Here is an 18,289-nt window from a genome sequence, read left to right as displayed (position 1 = left end):
TGCCGATGATTGGCAGCGAAATGCAATCGAAGAAAGGGGTCTTGTCGTGAGCGTGAATAAAGCGATGAAACTTGCGGTGATAGGACGTGGCCTGATCGGGGCGGCAGCAGCGCGCCATCTATGCAAGATGGGCCATGACGTTGCGCTGATCGGGCCCGATGAGCCGGCCGATCTTGCGCACCATAGCGGGGTCTTCGGGAGCCACTACGACGAGGGCCGGATCACGCGCAGTTTCGATTCGAGCCCATTCTGGAGGCAAGTGAATCGTGCCGCGATCTCGCGCTACGGTGAGATTTCAGCCGAAAGCGGCGTGGAGTTCTACCGGGAGGTCGGCGTGCTTCACGTTGGTCCTGGCGAGAGCAAGGAGGTTGCTTGCATTGACGAAATCGCGGCTGAAGCCGGCATTCTTGTCGAAGCGTATGACGATGCAGGGCTCGCAGAGCGATTTCCGTTTCTGGGATTTGCGGCCGGAATGCGCGGCTATTTCGAGCCGCGGAATGCCGGATACATCAGCCCGCGCCGCTTGGTCCGCGCGCAGACAATCGCGGCGGAACGCGCCGGGGCTCGGGTCATCGCCGAACCCGCTCTTGGAATCTCGGAAAGCGGCTCAGGTGTGACGATCCGGACGAGCTCGGGCCATGTCGAGGCCGAGCGCGTTCTCGTTGCGGCAGGCGGGCATACCCAATCACTGCTCGGTCAATCATTGGGTTTTGCAGTCTATGGGCGCACCGTGGCAATGTTTCGGCTTGGTGCGGCGGAGGTTGAACGCTTGGCCGGAATGCCGTCGATGCGCTGTTTCGGGCCCAAGGGCAAGGATCCCTACATCCTGCCGCCCATCCGCTATCCGGACGGCCAAACCTGGTTGAAGCTCGGCAGCGATCCCGTAGATCTTCCGCTCGAAAGCGAGGCGGACATCAAGGACTGGTTCCGATCGGGCGGCTCGATTCCCGTCGCTGATGGGCTTGAAAAGCAGATCCTTGATCGCATTCCCAGTCTGGATTTTGAAGAACGCCGCGTCGTGCCTTGCATGACCACCTTTGGCAAAACGGGCCTCCCCTGCATCGGGCCGCTTTCGGAGCGCATCACCGTTGCATTCGGCTGCTACGGCAAGAGCGCGAAGTGTTCGGACGAATTGGGTCGACTAGGTGGCATGGCGCTGCTCGGTGAGGTCAGAGCAGAGCTTTCGCCCTGATGCCCTGATTTGTGCGAAACGATGCGCCAATAGCCGCAACCGGCCACAAGCAGACGTTGCCACGAACACCCAAATGCGCCTATGGGAGAAAAGAAATTCGTGGCTCCACGCGGGCACGTTCAACCGCACGCAGAACGTCCTCATCGAGCATATAGCCGCTATCCCGCAAGCGCTCCGCCGCCGTCTTCACTCGTTGCACGTAGTCCATTCGTGTGGGGTAGCGCTCTGCAATCGACAACCGAGGATCACGAAGCGCCGAGCGCTCGGTGGCATCCCTGGCGAAAGGAATGGAAATCCCATTCAATCCGCACAGGTCTCCCTCTGCGAACCCCGCCTTTCGAAGATTCCAGCCGCTGTACGTTGCCAACGGCACTTCTACGTCAGGCAGGCGGACGCCATCGACGTCATGCCCGTCTGCATCAGTGCGCGGCATCAGGATGCGGTATGGGCGTGCGGTATCGGCCCGCCATGGTGGATCACCGGCCCCAACGACGGAGAGTTTGTTCAGCACCTCGGGAAAGCGTACTCCCAACGCAGATAAATCAGGAAAGCCCATGACAGCACGATCGAACGGCATCAAACCCTGCTCGGCAGTGGGATAGCGGCTCGGTGGTGGAGTCTTGCCATCCCTCGCCCACTCGATGAGGCGCGCCATTGCAGCGCGCACGAAAGGGCCCTGAACAGCAGGATTGTTGGGCTGCTGGCAGATACCCGCCACGGCCTGACTTGCCGGACCATGTTGAGTACTGGCCATCAGATAAGCCCGCACGTCACCTGGCAGAGTCAACGAACTGCCGTCGCCATTCGTCGTGATGAGCGACGCACGCGCTTGCCAAAATTCCAAGTTGCTGTCGAGGTGCATCAGCTTGGGGCAGGTGCGGTCGCGCTCGCAGCGCCTGAAGATTCCATCTGTCGCACCGCTGACTGCATCTGTACTCACCGCATAGCTGAACGGGAACTGATCTCCAGGGTATAGATGATCCTCATGCTGGCGTGAAAAGCGCCCAGGCTGCGCGAAGCGCGCATTGACGAAGCTCTTGCGGGACCCCGCAATCAGCGGCATTGCGCCGTCGAATACGCGACCGCCATCGGGTGCTGCATTGAATCCCAGCCACAAGAAGTCGCGCAAGAAGCGACCCGACTGTGATATTCCCATCAGGATGCTGACAGCAGGCCGTAGATCGGCCATGGGATTGGTTTGTCCGGCGGAATCGGGCCGGCCCGATTTGAGAAAGGCAGCGACATCACGCACCGCGATAAATCCCAGGCCCATGACCTTCGGATCACGCGCCGTGTACTCGAATTCATAGATGGAACCAGCGTCGAATCCGGCCGCGCGCGTGATCTCTATGCGATTCGCATCAAGGAAGCGCCAAGTGCTTGGCGAAAGTACCGTTGCAGGCATGCCGGGACGAGCGTGCACGGTCAAGCGAGCCTGATCGACGTCCAAAGAGTTGGCCGGGTATGTGAGCACGCCAACGCTCTTGGTTGCATCGTCGTCAAAGACAAACTCTTCCAAGCTTCGACCAGTGATCGCTTTTCCATCGGCTTTTGCAATCGGCAGGTCGGTACCTACGGTTTGTCCTCCGTTGCTCAGGGGAACGTCGCCTTGCCAGCCGATCCAGGCAAGTGTGTGTCCTTGTCGCATTGCCCAGCCATTGCCGGCGTCCGTGGCCTTGTCCAGCTGATTGCCACCGTCAGCCAGTCGGCCCAGGGCAAGCTTGTTGCCACGATTGGCGATCTCGACAATCAATGCGCGCGATGCACGTGCAGCCTCTGTCGGGCGCAATATCACAACGTTCGTGCGAAAGCGCACGACTCCATTGGTGTCGGCCGCACGCTCCAGGTCCACCACGGCCCTGTTTGCGGGGTGACGGGAGTCGACTCGCACAGTGGCGGTACCGGCGAGATATTCATAGCTTCCGGCCTCACCGAATCTCTGGCCACCGAAAGCAGGTCTGCGGGCTTCGATATCCAAGCGCTCCACCACAGCAGCAGGACTCGATCTCGATGAGAGAGGCATGCCGGTTGGGGCGATGCCAGAACATGCGGTCAAGGCGAACACACACACCGCCGCCAGCAGGCACGATCTTCTCAAGGTTGTCTCCATGTTGTTTTCGATCCCAGCAAGCCTTCAAGGGCGCTGGAAAAATACATCGCTGAATGCTCTTGCACCAACGAGGTGCCGGAGCATCATCCCTTTCCTCCAAAGTGCCCAGACCTCAAGCCAACGGCGGATTCGATGACCATCCGCCACCGTTCGTTCATCGATCAGATTCGGGGTAAATACGGAAATCCTGCCACCCGCGGCCGGTCTTTACTCCCTCGTGAGCACGTAGTGCTGGGCTATTGGATTTCGGATTTTTCGTGCCCATTTCGCTGTCGAATCAATCGCTCTTGGAGCCGAGGGCTCGTGGTTGCGCCAAAGCCAGGGGCTACAAGTGGGACTGGCGACCTTGCGCGAGCACGTCGCGGGAGGGCCTCACCGATCAACTTCAGCGTCAGAGAGCAGGCTGAGGGGGAGAACTCCTAGCTTCGCGAGAGTCAGGCTGCGACGGCAGAGGCCTTCCGATGTTGAGTGCCATGGCTCTCGCAGTGACTGCATGCTTCCATTCTCTTGCTGCAATGTTCTCAAGCACTACGGCAGCGATTGCCTTCCGGCTCTGCCTTGACGCAGGCCGAAAATTCCAAACTCAGTGGTGCAAATTGCAAAGAATTCCATCATGAGTGACACACAAGTTCCAACCTGGATGAACGGCTACTTGGACGATTCCCCTCACACCTGAACGCCCGGTTTCGGAATGGCGCTACTTCCGCTTCGGGCCCGCAGCGGACCTCGGCCATGGGCGCTAAAGTGCCTCATGACCGACACAAGCATGCTCCCTCCTGACCTTCAAGCCGCTATGCGTGCACGAGACGAAGCCTTCTATGCCGTCGATTCGGCGCAGTGGGGTAAGTACACCGCGAGCAACTTCACGACTGTCCAGCAGAACGGCCAGTTCATGTCTCGGGCCGAACGGATCGGCAACCTTCAAACGCAGAAGCAGCGGCCCTATGTTCCACGCGAACGTGAGCAACACGAACAGCAAGGCGACCTTGTAGTCACTCGCTTTTTCAGCGGCGGGCTATGGGTAGTGGAAGTTTGGAAGCGCGTCGATGGTGCATGGGCCACCGTCATGACTCAAGCCACCATGGCGACTTCCACCACACCCTGACCCACCGTTCATGGAATGTCCGGTCGTGGCCGAGAGCACGAACTCACGCCGCTCCTGTTTGCTCATTCAGCGGCCGGCAAACCTCCAGCACCACCCCGCGCAGCCACCGATGCGCGGGGTCCCGATCAAGACGCGGATGCCACATCTGCGACACGGTGATCTGCTCCGTGGGCATCGGCAGCGGGAACGAACGCAGCGTGCCCCGCGCCCTCATGTGTTCGAAGTACGAAGACGGTATCAGCGCCACCAGGTCGGTCGCGGCCGCTATCGACAAGGCGGTGCTGAAGCTGGGCACGACGACTGCGGTATTGCGCACCAGGCCCATCGCTGCGAGCGCGTCGTCCACCGGTCCCACAGTCCGGCCGTGGCGTGAAGTGACCACGTGGTCGCAGGCGGCGTAGCGTTCGGCAGTGATCTCGGGTTCGGCGAGCAGGGGATGACCCTCACGCACCGCAGCGACGAAGCGGTCGCGGTAGAGCGCCTGAACGCGCACCTCCGGGCCCGACTCGCCGAGAACGCCGACATCCAGATCGATCAATCCCTCGCGCAGGGGCCGAACGTCCTTGTCGGGCTTGGGCGCGAAGCGCAGGCGAACGCCGGGCGCTTCGTGTGCTGTGCGAGCCACGAGCCGATGCGCGAAGCCCTCGATGAAGCCGTCGTTGGCCCGTATGGTGAACAGTTGCTGGAGCGTGCGAGGGTCCATGCTCGCGCCGGCGGGCTGAAGCACCGCGCGTGACTCCTGCACCAGCTCCCTGACGCGGTCGCGCAGTGCCAGTGCATGCGGCGTGAGCACCATGGCGCGACCCGCGCGCACGAGCAGCTCGTCCCCGGTCGATTCCCGCAATCGCGCGAGCGCCCGACTCATGGCCGATTCGCTCAGACCCAGGCGCTCGGCGGCTTTCGCAACGCTGCCCTCGGAAAGAAGTGCGTTCAACGCAAACAGCAGGTTCAGGTCGGCATCTGTTGGCATGCCCGAAACCTAGCACGGCTGCGATGGTTTCGACAGGCGCCGCATGCAGGAACAAGCTGCGCGCCACGCGCTGGGCAAGCCGTGTGTGCGGTCCTAAGCTGGCTTGGCGCAATAGAGCGTGCCTCTCCCAGTTGCCTAATCATGTTGTCCTCCACGCTTCGACCGAACTCTTCTTCCACCGACGTGAACGCGGTGCATGACGCCGATGGCCTGCCTCTGCCGCGGCGCTTCGCAGCCGTCGCCGCGATCCTGGGCGCGGGCGTGCTGGTGGTGCTCGATGGCGCCATCGCCAACATCGCGCTGCCCGGCATTGCCCAGCAACTGCAGGCTACACCCGCCGATGCCGTCTGGATCATCACCGCCTACCAGCTGGCCGTGGTCATGTTCCTGTTGCCGGCTTCCGCTGTCGGGGAGCGGTTCGGGTATCGGCGCGTGTTCGCTGGCGGCGTCGCGCTGTTCACCGCGGCGTCGGTGTTGTGCGCGTTGGCCCCATCGCTGCCATGGCTCGTGGCCGCGAGGTGCCTTCAGGGCCTGGGCAGTGCGGCGGTGATGCCCCTTGGGCTGGCGTTGTTGCGCTTCACCTATCCGCGTCGATTGCTGGCGCGCTCGATCGCCTGGAATGCGCTCGCCGTCGCGGCCGCTTCCGCGTCGGGGCCCACCCTTGGCGCTTTCATACTCTCCGCGGCAAGCTGGCCGTGGCTCTTTGCGGTGAATTTGCCGATCGGCCTCGTCGTGCTCGCCGCCTGTGCGGTGTTGCCGAGCCCGCCGCGCTCGGTGCGCCGCATCGACGTGTGGAGCATCGCGCTCAACGCGGTCATGTTCGCCTCCTTCGTGCTCGGGAGTGACCGGCTCGTGGTGCATCCGTTGCACGGCGGCGCGTTGCTCGTGTTGTCGGCCGTTTGCATGGTCCTGCTGGTACGGCGCGAGATACCGAAGGCGGCGCCGTTGATCCCGCTCGACCTGCTGCGCGTGCATTCCTTTCGGGTCTCGGTCATTGCCTCTGTGTGCTGCTTCACCGGCCAGATGGCCAGCCTTGTCGCGCTGCCGTTCTATATCCAGCACGAGCTGGGCCAGAGCGCGGTGACCGCCGGCCTCTTGATGACCCCCTGGCCCCTGGCGGTGATGCTGGCCGCGCCGCTGTCGGCACGCCTGGCCCAGCGCGTGCCGAGCGCATGGCTCTGCGCGGCCGGAAGCGCGTGTTTCGCGAGTGGTCTGGCCCTGTGTGCCTTGTGGCCGCTCCACGGCAACCCGGCCTTGCCGATCGCGCTGTTCACGAGCCTCGCCGGCCTGGGCTTCGGCTTCTTCCAGACGCCCAACAACCAGAACATGCTGCTTTCGGCACCCAAGGAACGCAGCGGCGCGGCCGGTGGCGCGCAAGGCACCGCCCGACTCACAGGGTTGACGCTCGGCAGCCTGTTGATGAGTTTGATGTTCGGGCTGCTGCCGTCCCACAGCGCCGTGCACTGGGGTCTGGCGGTGGCCGCCCTGGCTGCATTGGCCGGGAGCGTGGCGAGCTTGCTCAGGAGTCCCGCAAGGACTGGCGTCACCCATGCCCGAGGTCTCGTCAGATAAGCCCTCTGGTCGCCGCCTTCAACGTCGCGGCCGCTCGCGTCGAACACTCGAGCTTGAGGAACAGACGTTCGACATGCGTTCGCACCGTGCGCGGACTGATGCCCAGCGCACGAGCAACCTGCTTGGTGTTGTCGCCCCGGCTGATGCAGCGCAAAACTTCCAGTTCGCGCTCTGACAGAGACTGCTCGCCGCGCGCTAGCGCCACAGGCTTCGCGGGCGTATGCGACAGAGCACTGGCGAGCAACGCAGCGACGACTTCCTGGTCGAAGCGGCCCGCCTCGGCCTCTTCCTTCATGCGATCGAGCGCCTCTGCTTCCGTGAACGCCGCTCGCCACGGACGGCGGGTTCGAAGAGAAACCCACTGCTCGGCTGCGGCAACGATTTGCCCCTCCTGCGGCATCGCCGCACCCGATCGGCCGCGGAAATAGCCGGAGCCATCGCGCCGTTCGAAGGCGAAGGATGCGATTTCTGCTTCGAGCGCGAGTCCGTCGATTTGTCCGGCGGCGCGGGAGGTCCAGTACGGCACGAGCCGCAAGCGTTCCAGAGACGAGGCTGGCAGCGGTTCGGGCGCGTTCCAGATGACGTTGGGCACCGACGCCCGCCCGATGCCGTGGATCAATCCAGCCTTGTACGTGCGGTGGCACAAGGCCTCGTCCATGCCGGCACGCGTGCTGCAATCGCGCGCCAGTTGGGCCACGCGACGCGAGTAACCCGTCATCCAGGGAAGCTTGAGATCGATCACGTCGCCCACGAGCTCCAGCCCGACGCGTCGAAGCATCGAAGCGGGCTGGTCGGCAGCGTCGGCCCACGGCGGGGCAGCGGAATCCAGCGCTTTCATCCACGTCGAGACCCACGGTGCGATGGCGTCGACAAGAAAGCCGGGGTAGACGCTGTTCGCGCGTCCGCGGGCCAGCGCGAGCGCTTCGTCGAGCCCGTACAGGCGGCTGAAAATCTCGAGGTCGCTCGCCAGGGCCACGACGTACGTCGCAAGCGGCACGTCGTTGCCTTGCAGTAGGCCGGGCACGCCGCCGCCGTCGTAGGTCTCGAAGATGGCGCGCAGCGCCGCTTCGGTATCGAGACCCAGGCCCAGCGTGTTCGCGATGTCGCCGGCGATCTCGCAATGAATGTTGGCCATGGCGAGCATGGCGTTGGGAATGGGCACGCTGCGGGGCGGCGGCTGCGCCATTCGCGGCTTTTGCGATGCAAGAAGGGCGCTTCGCCCCTGCACGTCGTCTTCCAGAAAGTCCGCAAACTCCTGGGCATTGGCAGTGCAACCCGACCAGCGCAGCAGCGCGACGTGCCGGGCGGCCTCGACCTGCGATGGGTCGCAGCGGGTCTGCGTCGCGATCATTCCGGCGAGCCACGCGGTGCGCAGCGAATGGTCGGTCGGCTGGCCCATGCTCAGGTCGCCGATGAAAGCAAGCGCGCGGACTGCGTCGAAAACGGCAATGGTCGTGTCGTCGGACATGAAATGGCTGCGGCAAAAGCCCAGCATCGCACAGTCGCTCTTTTTTCGGGGTCTGTCGGTCATTCGACCGATACCGCGCCTGGTGCCGCCGAAACAGAATCCCCTGCACCGGCCCCGCTCAAGGGGCTACGACCTTCCCACCTGATCTCGCGGTCTTCACCGCCAATGCCATGCCCAACACCAACCAATCCCCTCTTCAGCGAGCCGCGTGGCTGCGCAAGCTCTACCTCATTCGCGCCGCCTTTTCCTTCGCGTGGGTCGCGCTGGCGTTCACCGTGGCCAAGGGGTCGCCCGCACTCGCAAGCGGCCTGCTGATCGTCTATCCCGCATGGGATGCGCTGGCAAACCTGCTGGACGCCCGGATGACGGGGGGCGCAAAGGTCAATCCCACGCAGGTCCTGAATGCCTGGATGAGCGGGCTGGTCACGGTTGCCGTGGTGGCTTCGCTCGTGCTCAAGCTGCAGATCATTTTGGTGATCTTTGGGGTATGGGCCATCGTTGCGGGCCTGCTTCAGCTGGCGACGGCCATTCGTCGTCGCAAGAGCGATCGAGGGCAGTGGGTGATGATGCTGAGCGGGGCGCAGTCTGCGCTGGCTGGTGGATTTTTTGTGGCGCAGCAAGGCAGTGCGGCGCCCGTTGTGCAGACCTTTGGCGGTTATGTGGCGGTCGGGGCCGTGTATTTCCTTATTTCTGGGCTTGTCATCCTGTTTCGGCAGTCCAGAGCCAAGGCTGGCGGGTTGGCTCCCGAGAAGGGTTGATGCCGACGTTCCACCAATGCCGATCTCGATCTATATGCGCCTTGCCTGAGCAGCCCGCATCGGCTGCCCACTCACCACGCGCACAGGCTTCGCCGACATCTCCTTCGCCAGCGCCATCGCATCGACACAATCGCCCGCGGCCCAGCTGCTGCGCAGCGTTTCCCGAAGATCACGAAGCTCGCGGCGCTGCGACCTCAGCGTGGACATGAGCCTGTCGATCTCGGCGAGCCGAACGTCGAGGTTGCGCATCAGCTCGTCCTTCCTGAATCCTTCGGGGCTTGCGAAGACGCCCCCAAGCGCGTCGAGCGAGAAGCCGAGCGATTGCGCGATCTGGATCAGCCGGAGCCGTTCGATCGCATCGCTCGAGTAGCTCCGGTAGCCGTTGCTGCCACGCTGGGCCGCCGGCAGCAGGCCACTCTTTTCGTAGAACCGGATGGCGGATGCGGCCACGCCCGTTGCCGCGGCAAGTTCACCGATCTTCATGGCGCTTGACCTTCAAGTTGACTTCAAACTTAGCATCCCCCGCATTCTTCTCTTCGTGAGTACGGAAGGCCAGCGCAACGTGAACAGTCCCCTCTTCTCCAGCTTGACCCTGCCCAACGGCAGCGTCGTTCCCAATCGCATCGCCAAGGCGGCCATGGAAGAGAACATGGCGGCCGTCGGGCAGTTGCCCGGGCCCGCGATCTTCGAGCTTTACAGGGCATGGGCAAGTGGCGGCACCGGCCTGATCATCACCGGCAACGTGATGATCGACGGGCGGGCGCTGACGGGGCCAGGCGGCATCGTGCTCGACGCGGAAACGGCCATCGAACCGTTCATCGAGTGGTCGAGGGTCGCGCGCAGCCGCGGGGCGCAAGCGTGGATGCAGATCAACCATCCGGGCCGGCAGGTGCGCGCCAACATGGGCGAAGAGGCGTGGGCGCCGTCCGCGGTTGCACTCGATCTCGGCAAGCACAGCAAGCTGTTCGCCAGTCCGAAGGCAATGAGCGAGGTCGAGATCGTCGAGACCATTGCCCGCTTTGCCGACACCGCGACAGCGGCCGAACGCGCAGGCTTCACCGGCGTTGAAATCCACGCGGCGCACGGCTACCTGATCTCGCAGTTTCTCTCGCCGTTGACCAACCGGCGCGACGACCGCTGGGGCGGAAACCTCGTCAACCGTGCGCGGTTGCTGCTTGAGGTGGTGAAGGCGGTTCGGGCGCGTGTCTCGCCGGGGTTCTGTGTCGCCGTGAAGCTCAATTCAGCCGACTTTCAACGCGGCGGGTTCTCGGAAGACGACGCGCGGCAAGTCATCCTCTGGCTGAACGATTTGCCGGTCGATCTGGTCGAGTTGTCGGGCGGCAGCTACGAGAGCCCTGCAATGCAAGGCGCAACCGCCGACGGCCGCACGCTGGCCCGCGAGGCGTATTTTCTCGAGTTCGCATCGAAGCTCGCGGCCGTGGCGAAGATGCCGCTGATGACGACGGGCGGCATCCGGAGCATGGCAGTCGCAGAGAAGGTCATCGAGGGCGGCGTGGCCGTCGCAGGCATGGCTACCGCGCTCGCGCTCGTGCCTGACCTGCCTGCACAGTGGCTGGCAGGCAAGCACCCAACGGGCGACGCCACTCCCGTGCGCTGGAAAGACAAGACCATGGCCGCGCTCGCATCGATGGCAATGGTCAAGCGCCGGCTCTGGGCGCTTGGTGAAGGGCGATCGAATCAGCGGACCTATTCGCCGCTCGTCAGCACGGTCTTGATGCTTGCAAGAACGCAACGGCTCACGCGCCGCTACCGGCAATGGCGAGGCGAGACAAGAACAAGTCGACCTGGCTTTCGTCCGTTGCCCATGAGGTGACCAGGCGGATCACGGAGTGGCCGTCGCTCGCCCTTCCCCACACATAGAACGCGAAGTCCTTCTGCAACGCAGAGATCACCGGGTCCGGCAGGATGGGGAACACCTGGTTTGTCTCGGTGTCCGCAGCCAGTGCGTGGCCCGCCGAGGTGATGCCGGCTGCGAGCTTTGCCGCCATGGCATTGGCGTGCTGCGCCATCGACGTGAACAGATTGGCGGCGCCGAACAACTCCTGAAACTGGATGCCCAGCAACCGCCCCTTCGCCAGCATGCCGCCGCGCTGCTTGAGATGAATCGCGAAGTCTTCCTTCAGCGCGTGGTTGCAGACCACGATGGCCTCTCCCAGCAGCGCACCGACCTTGGTCCCGCCAATCCAGAAAATGTCGGCCAGCGCGGCAATGTCGGCCAGGCTCGCGTCGTTCTTGTGCGAAGCCAGTGCGGCCCCCAGGCGCGCGCCATCGAGAAAGAGCAGAAGGCCCCTTTGCCTGGCAAGGGCGGAGATTTTCTGCAGTTCCGCGAGGGTGTAGATGGTGCCCGTTTCCGTCGCGTTGGAAAGATAGATGAGCCGCGGCTTGGCCATGTGCGGAAAGTGCGCGTTGGAGGCAAGCGCTTCCTCTATCGCCTGCGGGGTGATCTTTCCATCGACCGCCGGAACCACGATGAGCTTGTGCCCGGTCGCCTCGATGGCACCGGCCTCGCGCACGACGATGTGCCCGGAGCCCACGGCAATCACGGCTTCATGGGGGCGAAGGCAGCTCGATATCGAAACGATGTTTGCCATGGTCCCACTGGCGACGAAGTGGATCGCGCCGTCGAACCCCTCGCCCAGGCGCGACCTGATTTGCGCTTTGGCCTGTGCAGAGTAGGCGTCGTCTCCGTAGGGTGCCTGCTGCACCAGGTTGGAGTCGGTGAGCGCGCGCAGGATGTCAGGATGCGCGCCCTCGCTGTAGTCATCGAGAAAACTGAAGGTGGTCATTCGGTGCCGTGCAGTTGGATGGATGCCAAGGCACGGAAGACTACTGGCCAGTGACGAAGTCGCCTTGTAAAAAATTGACGCCAGGCCGCTGAAAGCGTGCCGGAGTCACGCCGTAAGCCCGGCTGAACGCCCGAGTGAAATGGCTCTGGTCGAAGAACCCGACGGCATGCGCAACATCGGTGATGGCCATGTCGCGGTTCACTCTGATCAGCTCCACCGCGCGCTCGAGCCGCAATCGCAGCAACCAGGCATGGGGCGTCATGCCGACTGTGCGCTTGAAGAGCTTCAGGAATCGAAACCGCTCCAGGCCGAGCAGGACGGCCAAGTCTTCCAGGACGATCTTGTCGGCAATATTCGCCTCCATGAAGTCCCGGGCAAGTCCGAACTGCTGCGGCGACAGGGTCCCGGCGACGATCTGGGGCGCGGGGCGCAGCAAGCGGGAAAAGATGGACTCGAACAAGTCCATCACGCGGGCTTCGTTCAGCAGCGGATCGGCCGGTGCGTGCCGAAGGCTTGCATGCGCCCTCAGCAGCTCGTTTGCGAGGTGAGCGTCCCGCAACACCATTGCAGGTTGGGAGGGAAGGTAGTGCCTGCCGGTGACTTCTTCACCCAGGCCTGCAAGCAATGCAGGCGAGATGCGGAAAGTGTGCAGCGTGTACGACTCGTCCGCACCCGCCGTTCCGTCATGAACCTCACCCGCGGGCATCAACTGGATTGCACCGCGTGAAAGCAGCAGCGACTCACTCTGGTAAGTCTGGCGCTGCACGCCATCGGTGACGAGCGCTATGTGGCAGTCCAGGTGGTAGTGAGGCTCGAACCGGAACTCGGCGAACCGGGCCGTGCTCAGGACGAGGCCGGGTATGTCGGCAGCGCGGTCGTATTGGACTTCTTCACGCATGAACGGCTCCAGTCAGTCAATCTGGGCTAATAGAGTCAAAGTCGGAAACCGCAACCGGGCATCCATGCGGTTTGGCGGAGCAACGGAAAGGGAGCCCGCGATCTTAGTGCCGTAAACGGCATCGTCGCGGCCATGTCTGGCCTCGGCAGAGGCACGGATGACCCTGCCGCGTCGCGCAAGAAAACTGCGGCGCTAAAGTTCTGCACCATGAATCTGCGTCAAATCGAAGTGTTTCGGGCCATCATGGCCACCGGATCGGTGAGCGATGCCGCCCGCCTGTTGCATGTGTCGGTCCCCGCCATCAGCCGGGTGCTCTCGCACACCGAGACCCAGCTCAACTTTCCGCTTTTCATCCGCATCAAGGGCCGACTTTCGCCCACCGCCGAGGCCCGTCGTCTGTACCACGAAGTCGAGGATGTGTACCAGGGCGTGCAACGCATCAGCGACCTCACGCATGAACTCATGGCCCGCCGCTCGGGCCTGGTCAGCGTGGTGTCCAGCCCTGGCATCGGGCACATGCTGGTGCCGATGGCCATCGCGCATTACCACCAGGCCAACCCAGAGACGCGCGTGCATTTCAAGTGCCTCAACCAGGACCTGCTGCGCGAGCGCCTGCTGAGCCGCCACTTCGACCTGGGCATTTCGCTGGAGGCGGTGGACCATCCGAACCTCATCACGATGCCGGTCGCACGCTGCCGCATCGTGTGCATCTGTCCGCACACGCATCCGCTGGCCGCGCGCAACGCGGTCGGCGCCCAGGACTTGCTGGCGCACGACCTGATGTCGTACCCGCGCGGCACGCCGTTCGGCGAGCTGGTGCGCAACTTCTTCGCGCCGCTGGAAGACGCCCCGCGCACGATGCTCGAAGTCGGCTCGCCGCAGAACGCATGCGCACTCACGCACCTGGGCGCGGGCATCGCGCTGGTCGACGAGTTCTCTCTGCAGGCATGGTCCGACGCGCGCTTTCGCATCCTGCCCGTGGAAGGACTCGAGCCGCTGGTCGCACACCTCGTGCACCTGCGTACCGACCCGCTCTCGCCCGCCGCCGAAGCCTTCGTGCGTACCTTGCGCAGCGTGCTGATGCAGCGCGGGCTCGCCGCGCCGCAAGTTCAGGAAGGCTGATCGCCCTGCCTCGCTCCCCTCGCAAGGGAATACCCCAATAGCATGCGCTGCGCACGCATATGGGCACGCATCGGCATGGTGCACCAGCCCAGGGCCAGGTGTTAACACACGCGCAACGACGCCGCACAAAGCATCAATCGACGCCGCTTTTTTACCTCGAAATAATTCATCGCATCGCCGCAGCACGCCACTGCGGTGCAGCTCGCTCCCCGCGAACCCTGCTGTCCCGCTTGCGATTTTTTCTGGAGAAAAGCCCATGTCCCGTCACCTCAAGCTCTTGCTGGCGCCCCTGGCCTTCGCCTTTGCCGTCGGCGCCGCCGTCGCCCAGACCACGCCGCTGCGCACCGGCATCGACCCCAACTTTCCGCCGCATGCGTTCCCGAAGCTCAGCGGCGGCTACCAGGGCTTCAACGTCGAGCTCGGCGAAGAAATCGCGCGGCGCCTCGGCCGGCGCATCGAGATCGAGGGCGCGCAGTACTCGGCGCTGATTCCCGCGCTCAACGCGGGCAAGTTCGACTTCCTGATGGCGCCGACCACGGTGTCGCCCGAGCGCGCGAAGTCGGTGCTGTTCACCGAGGGCTACCTGGAGAACAACTTCACGCTGGTCATGAAGAAGGAGCGCGACGACATCCAGCGCCTGGAAGACCTCAAGGGCAAGACCATCGCCGTGAACAAGGGCTCGGGCCCCGAGGAATGGGCGCGCAACAACCAGGCGAAGTACGGCTACGAGATCGCCGTGTACGGCACCAACGCCGACGCGGTGCAAGCCGTGATCTCCGGGCGCGGCGACGCCAACCTCGCGGGCGTCACGCCCTCGGCCTGGGCCGTGAAGAGCACGCCGGCCATCAAGACCACCTTCATCATCAAAACCGGTTCCGTGTGGGCCATTCCGTTCCGCCTGGACGACAAGGCCGGGCGCGACCAGGTGAGCAACGTGCTCAAGTGCATGAAGCTCGACGGCTCGCTGCAGAAGATGCACACCAAGTGGTTCGGCGCCGCACCGGCGGCCGACTCGGCCACGGTGGTCTCGCCGCCCGGCCATGGCGTCCCGGGCCTGTTCGGCTACGAAGCCACTGCCGCCAAGCCCGTCTGCCAGTAAGCGGCGCGCCATCCCGTCCACCCCTCGCCGACCACCGCCGTGACGTCTTCTTCGCTCCTGCAAGTTCGCAACCTGCACAAATCCTATGGCAGCGTTCCCGTGCTCAATGGCATCGACCTCGACGTGCAGGCGGGCGAGCTGGTTTCGGTGATCGGGCCCTCGGGCTCGGGCAAGAGCACGCTGCTGCGCTGCTGCAACCGCATGGAAGACGCGAGCCGCGGCGAGGTGCGCGTGGAAGGCCACGACATCTATGCGCCGGGCGCCAACCTGAACCGGCTGCGCGAACGCGTGGGCATGGTGTTCCAGGCGTTCAACCTCTACCCGCACCTCGACGTGCTGGGCAACGTGACGCTGGCGCTTCGCAAGGTCAAGAAGATGGCGCGCGACGCCGCCGAGCACACCGCCATGGAGGCGCTCGCGCGCGTCGGCATGGAGCACAAGGCGCGCGTGCGCCCCACGCAGCTGTCGGGCGGCCAGCAGCAGCGCGTGGGCATTGCGCGCTCGATCGCGCTGAAGCCCGCGCTGGTGCTGTTCGACGAGCCGACCAGCGCCCTCGACCCCGAGATGGTGGGCGGCGTGCTGCAGGTGATGCGCGAGCTGCGCGCCGACGGCATGACCATGGTCGTGGTGACGCACGAGATGGGCTTCGCCAAGGCGGCGTCCGACCGCGTGGTGTTCATGGACGGCGGCGCCATCGTCGAGCAGGGCTCGCCCGCGCAGGTGTTCGAGGCGCCGGCGCACGCGCGCACCGAGGCCTTCATTGCCAGCATCGGCAGCCGCGCGCTCTGAGCGCCCGAACGGGAACGCGGCATGCAGTTCGACAAGCTCGTCTTCACCTTCTTCAACGGCGACATCGCCGCGCGCTACCTGCCCCAGGTGCTGGACGGCGCGCGCGTGACGATCGAGCTGGGCCTGGCGGTGATCGCCGCCGGCCTGGCGCTGGGCATCGTGCTGGCCTACCTGCGCAGCCTGCCGGTGCGCGGGCTGCCGCTGCTGGTGTCCACGCTGGTGGACATCCTGCGCGCCTTGCCACCGCTGGTGCTCATCATCCTGCTGTACTACGCGCTGCCCTTCCTGGGCGTGTCGCTGGGCGCCTTCGCCTCGACCTGGCTGGCACTGACGCTGGTGCTCGCGGCCTTCTCCGAAGAGGTGTTCTGGGCCGGCATCGAGTCGCAGCCGCGCGGCGTGATGGAGGCCGCGCGCTCCACCGGCCTGAGCCACACGCAAGCCATGGTGCACGTGCTGCTGCCGCAGTCGTGCCGGCTGATGGTGGCGCCGCTGACCAATCGCGTGATCGCCATCACCAAGGGCACGGCCTACGGCTCGGTGGCCGCGCTGAATGAAATCCTGAACCAGGCCACCTCGGCCACCAGCTTCGCGGGCAACCCCACGCCGCTGATGCTGGGCGCGCTGGGCTACCTCGTGATCTTCCTGCCCGTGGTCGTCGCCGGGCGCTACATCGAACGGCGCCACGGTGCGGGCCGCCACTGAAGCCGCCGAACGGAGCCCCCGATGGAACTCATCCTCCAGTACTTCTTCAACCTCGGCGTGGTGCGCGAGGTTGCGCCCTACATCCTGCAGGGCCTGCTCAACACGCTGCTGCTGTCGGCCTGGGTGATCCCGCTCGGGCTGGCGGCCGGCATGGCGCTGGCGCTGGCCGGCTTCGTGATCCGCAACCGGCTGGTGCGCGCGCTGCTCGTGGTGTACATCGACTTCTTCCGCGCGTTCCCGCCGCTGGTGCTGCTGATCTTCCTGTACACCGGGCTGCCCTATCTCGGCGTGGAGCTCTCGCCCATGGCCTGCGTGGCGCTGGGCTTCATGCTGAACAACTCGAGCTACTTCGGCGAGATCCTGCGCGCGGGCCTGGAGTCGGTGCCGCGCGGCCAGCGCGAGGCAGCGCTGTCCACCGGCATGGGCCGCCTGGGCAGTCTGCTGTACGTGGAGATTCCGCAGGCGGTGCGCAACGTGTTCCCCGACCTGGTGAGCAACATGATCGAGGTGGTGAAGCTCACCACCATCGCCAGCGTGGTGTCGGTGCCCGAGATGCTTTACGCCGCGCGTTCCGCGCAATCGATGCTCTACAACCCCACGCCCATCGTGCTGGCCGCGCTGATCTATCTCGCGCTGCTGTGGCCGCTGGTCGTGCTGCTGGGGCGCCTGGAAAGACGCCATCGCCGCCCGAACCCCAAGGCCGCCTGAGGCGCCCCCCGAACAACCACCAACGCTAACTGAGGAAGCAATGATGACAACGAAACGTACCTTGGGCCTGGCCGTCGCCCAGATGGGCCCGGTGCACCTGTCGGACACCCGCGAGGCGGTCGTGCGCCGCCTGGTCGAGATGATGCGCGACGCCAAGGGCCGCGGTGCCGAGATGGTCGTGTTCCCCGAACTCGCGCTCACCACCTTCTTCCCGCGCTACTGGATGGACGAGGCCGAGGCCGAGGCCCGCTTCTTCGAGCCGGCCATGCCCAACGCGCAGGTCCAGCCGCTGTTCGACGAGGCGAAGAAGCTCGGCGTGGGCTTCTACCTCGGCTACGCGGAGCGCACGCCCGAGGGCACGCGCTACAACACCGCGATCATCGTGGACCGCGCGGGCGCCATCGTCGGCAAGTACCGCAAGATCCACCTGCCGGGCCACTCCGAGCACAAGCCCGACGCGCCCTTCCAGCACCTGGAGAAGAAGTTCTTCGAGGTCGGCGACCTGGGCTTTCGCGTGTTCGACACCATGGGCACGCGCTTCGGCATGTGCCTGTGCAACGACCGACGCTGGCCCGAGACCTACCGCGTGATGGCGCTGCAGAGCGCGGAAGTGGTGGTGCTGGGCTACAACACGCCCTCGCTCAACATTCACTGGAACGAGCCGGTGCACCTGCGCACCACCACGCACCTGGTGTCGCTGCAGGCCAATGCGTACCAGAACGGCATCTGGGTGGCCGCGGCCGCCAAGTGCGGCTCGGAGGACGGCCACCACATGATCGGCAGCTCCGCCATCGTCGCGCCCACGGGCGAGATCGTGGCGCGCTCGCTCACCGAGGAAGACGAGGTGATCTGCGTGAAGGCCGACATGTCGCTGGGCGAGCACTTCCGCCAGCACGTCTTCAACTTCGCCAAGCACCGCCGCCCCGAGCACTACCGCCTGATCGTCGAGCGCACGGGCGCGGGCGAGCCACTGGTCTGAACGCGCGCAC

Annotated in this window: 17 protein-coding genes; 11 read left to right on the top strand and 6 right to left on the bottom strand. The window is 64.6% G+C overall.

Annotation, left to right across the window (positions count from 1 at the left end; all coding sequences use genetic code 11):
- Positions 1 to 46 precede the first annotated feature (46 nt).
- A complete protein-coding gene (locus ACSFBF_RS34140; protein WP_435474747.1) occupies positions 47 to 1,192 on the top strand; it encodes an NAD(P)/FAD-dependent oxidoreductase in 1,146 nt (381 codons plus the stop codon).
- A gap of 79 nt (positions 1,193 to 1,271) precedes the next feature.
- Here the strand turns inward: ACSFBF_RS34140 and ACSFBF_RS34135 are convergent, their stop codons facing one another.
- The gene (locus ACSFBF_RS34135; protein WP_435474745.1) at positions 1,272 to 3,302 is read right to left on the bottom strand and encodes an alpha/beta hydrolase domain-containing protein; all 2,031 of its coding nucleotides are present in this window, start codon (positions 3,300 to 3,302) and stop codon (positions 1,272 to 1,274) included.
- A gap of 751 nt (positions 3,303 to 4,053) precedes the next feature.
- Between ACSFBF_RS34135 and ACSFBF_RS34130 the strand changes: the two genes are divergently transcribed.
- Positions 4,054 to 4,407, top strand: a complete 354-nt coding sequence (locus tag ACSFBF_RS34130) for a nuclear transport factor 2 family protein (RefSeq protein ID WP_435474743.1) — start codon at positions 4,054 to 4,056, stop codon at positions 4,405 to 4,407.
- 43 nt (positions 4,408 to 4,450) lie between these two features.
- On the opposite strand, the gene ACSFBF_RS34125 is transcribed toward ACSFBF_RS34130, so the two are convergent.
- Positions 4,451 to 5,377, bottom strand: coding sequence for a LysR family transcriptional regulator (locus ACSFBF_RS34125; RefSeq protein WP_435474741.1), 927 nt, complete (start codon positions 5,375 to 5,377; stop codon positions 4,451 to 4,453).
- A gap of 141 nt (positions 5,378 to 5,518) precedes the next feature.
- On the opposite strand from ACSFBF_RS34125, the gene ACSFBF_RS34120 reads away from it, so the two are divergent.
- Entirely contained in the window at positions 5,519 to 6,949 is a 1,431-nt protein-coding gene (locus ACSFBF_RS34120) for an MFS transporter (RefSeq protein ID WP_435474739.1), read from the top strand.
- Here ACSFBF_RS34120 and ACSFBF_RS34115 read toward each other — a convergent pair.
- On the bottom strand, positions 6,942 to 8,417 hold the full coding sequence (locus ACSFBF_RS34115; protein WP_435474779.1) for an HD domain-containing phosphohydrolase: 1,476 nt from the start codon (positions 8,415 to 8,417) through the stop codon (positions 6,942 to 6,944). The genes ACSFBF_RS34120 and ACSFBF_RS34115 overlap by 8 nt on opposite strands.
- 170 nt (positions 8,418 to 8,587) lie before the next feature.
- Between ACSFBF_RS34115 and ACSFBF_RS34110 the strand changes: the two genes are divergently transcribed.
- Positions 8,588 to 9,175: a DUF308 domain-containing protein gene (locus ACSFBF_RS34110; protein ID WP_435474738.1), complete on the top strand. Its 588-nt coding sequence runs from the start codon at positions 8,588 to 8,590 to the stop codon at positions 9,173 to 9,175.
- 30 nt (positions 9,176 to 9,205) lie between these two features.
- Here ACSFBF_RS34110 and ACSFBF_RS34105 read toward each other — a convergent pair whose 3' ends face one another.
- Positions 9,206 to 9,658 carry a MerR family transcriptional regulator gene (locus ACSFBF_RS34105; RefSeq protein WP_435474736.1) on the bottom strand — a complete coding sequence of 151 codons (453 nt, stop codon included), beginning with the start codon at positions 9,656 to 9,658 and terminating at the stop codon, positions 9,206 to 9,208.
- Positions 9,659 to 9,737: 79 nt separating this feature from the next.
- Between ACSFBF_RS34105 and ACSFBF_RS34100 the strand changes: the two genes are divergently transcribed.
- Entirely contained in the window at positions 9,738 to 11,009 is a 1,272-nt protein-coding gene (locus ACSFBF_RS34100; protein ID WP_435474734.1) for an NADH:flavin oxidoreductase/NADH oxidase family protein, read from the top strand.
- Here the strand turns inward: ACSFBF_RS34100 and ACSFBF_RS34095 are convergent.
- Complete coding sequence (locus tag ACSFBF_RS34095; RefSeq protein WP_435474732.1) at positions 10,933 to 11,982, bottom strand: threonine aldolase family protein; 1,050 nt, start codon at positions 11,980 to 11,982, stop codon at positions 10,933 to 10,935. The genes ACSFBF_RS34100 and ACSFBF_RS34095 overlap by 77 nt on opposite strands.
- Positions 11,983 to 12,022: 40 nt before the next feature.
- Positions 12,023 to 12,880, bottom strand: coding sequence for an AraC family transcriptional regulator (locus ACSFBF_RS34090; protein ID WP_435474730.1), 858 nt, complete (start codon positions 12,878 to 12,880; stop codon positions 12,023 to 12,025).
- A 207-nt stretch (positions 12,881 to 13,087) separates the two neighbouring features.
- Here ACSFBF_RS34090 and ACSFBF_RS34085 point away from each other — a divergent pair, with 207 nt between their 5' ends.
- The 6 genes from ACSFBF_RS34085 (at position 13,088) to ACSFBF_RS34060 (ending at position 18,279) form a co-directional block, all read left to right on the top strand.
- Positions 13,088 to 14,002 (top strand): LysR family transcriptional regulator, encoded by a 915-nt coding sequence (locus ACSFBF_RS34085; RefSeq protein ID WP_435474728.1) that lies wholly within the window; start codon positions 13,088 to 13,090, stop codon positions 14,000 to 14,002.
- A 256-nt stretch (positions 14,003 to 14,258) separates the two neighbouring features.
- Positions 14,259 to 15,101 (top strand): transporter substrate-binding domain-containing protein, encoded by an 843-nt coding sequence (locus tag ACSFBF_RS34080; RefSeq protein WP_435474726.1) that lies wholly within the window; start codon positions 14,259 to 14,261, stop codon positions 15,099 to 15,101.
- A gap of 39 nt (positions 15,102 to 15,140) precedes the next feature.
- Positions 15,141 to 15,890 (top strand): amino acid ABC transporter ATP-binding protein, encoded by a 750-nt coding sequence (locus tag ACSFBF_RS34075; protein ID WP_435474724.1) that lies wholly within the window; start codon positions 15,141 to 15,143, stop codon positions 15,888 to 15,890.
- Between the two features lie 21 nt (positions 15,891 to 15,911).
- Complete coding sequence (locus ACSFBF_RS34070; RefSeq protein WP_435474722.1) at positions 15,912 to 16,592, top strand: amino acid ABC transporter permease; 681 nt, start codon at positions 15,912 to 15,914, stop codon at positions 16,590 to 16,592.
- A 21-nt stretch (positions 16,593 to 16,613) separates the two neighbouring features.
- The gene (locus tag ACSFBF_RS34065) at positions 16,614 to 17,300 is read left to right on the top strand and encodes an amino acid ABC transporter permease (RefSeq protein ID WP_435474720.1); all 687 of its coding nucleotides are present in this window, start codon (positions 16,614 to 16,616) and stop codon (positions 17,298 to 17,300) included.
- 43 nt (positions 17,301 to 17,343) lie between these two features.
- Complete coding sequence (locus tag ACSFBF_RS34060) at positions 17,344 to 18,279, top strand: N-carbamoyl-D-amino-acid hydrolase (RefSeq protein ID WP_435474718.1); 936 nt, start codon at positions 17,344 to 17,346, stop codon at positions 18,277 to 18,279.
- Positions 18,280 to 18,289 lie beyond the last annotated feature (10 nt).

This window comes from Variovorax nivicola, from assembly GCF_051216475.1.
Taxonomy (GTDB): Bacteria; Pseudomonadota; Gammaproteobacteria; order Burkholderiales; family Burkholderiaceae_C; genus Variovorax.
Note: the sequence above shows the minus strand (reverse complement) of the source record. Positions and strands in the feature narration are given on the sequence as shown.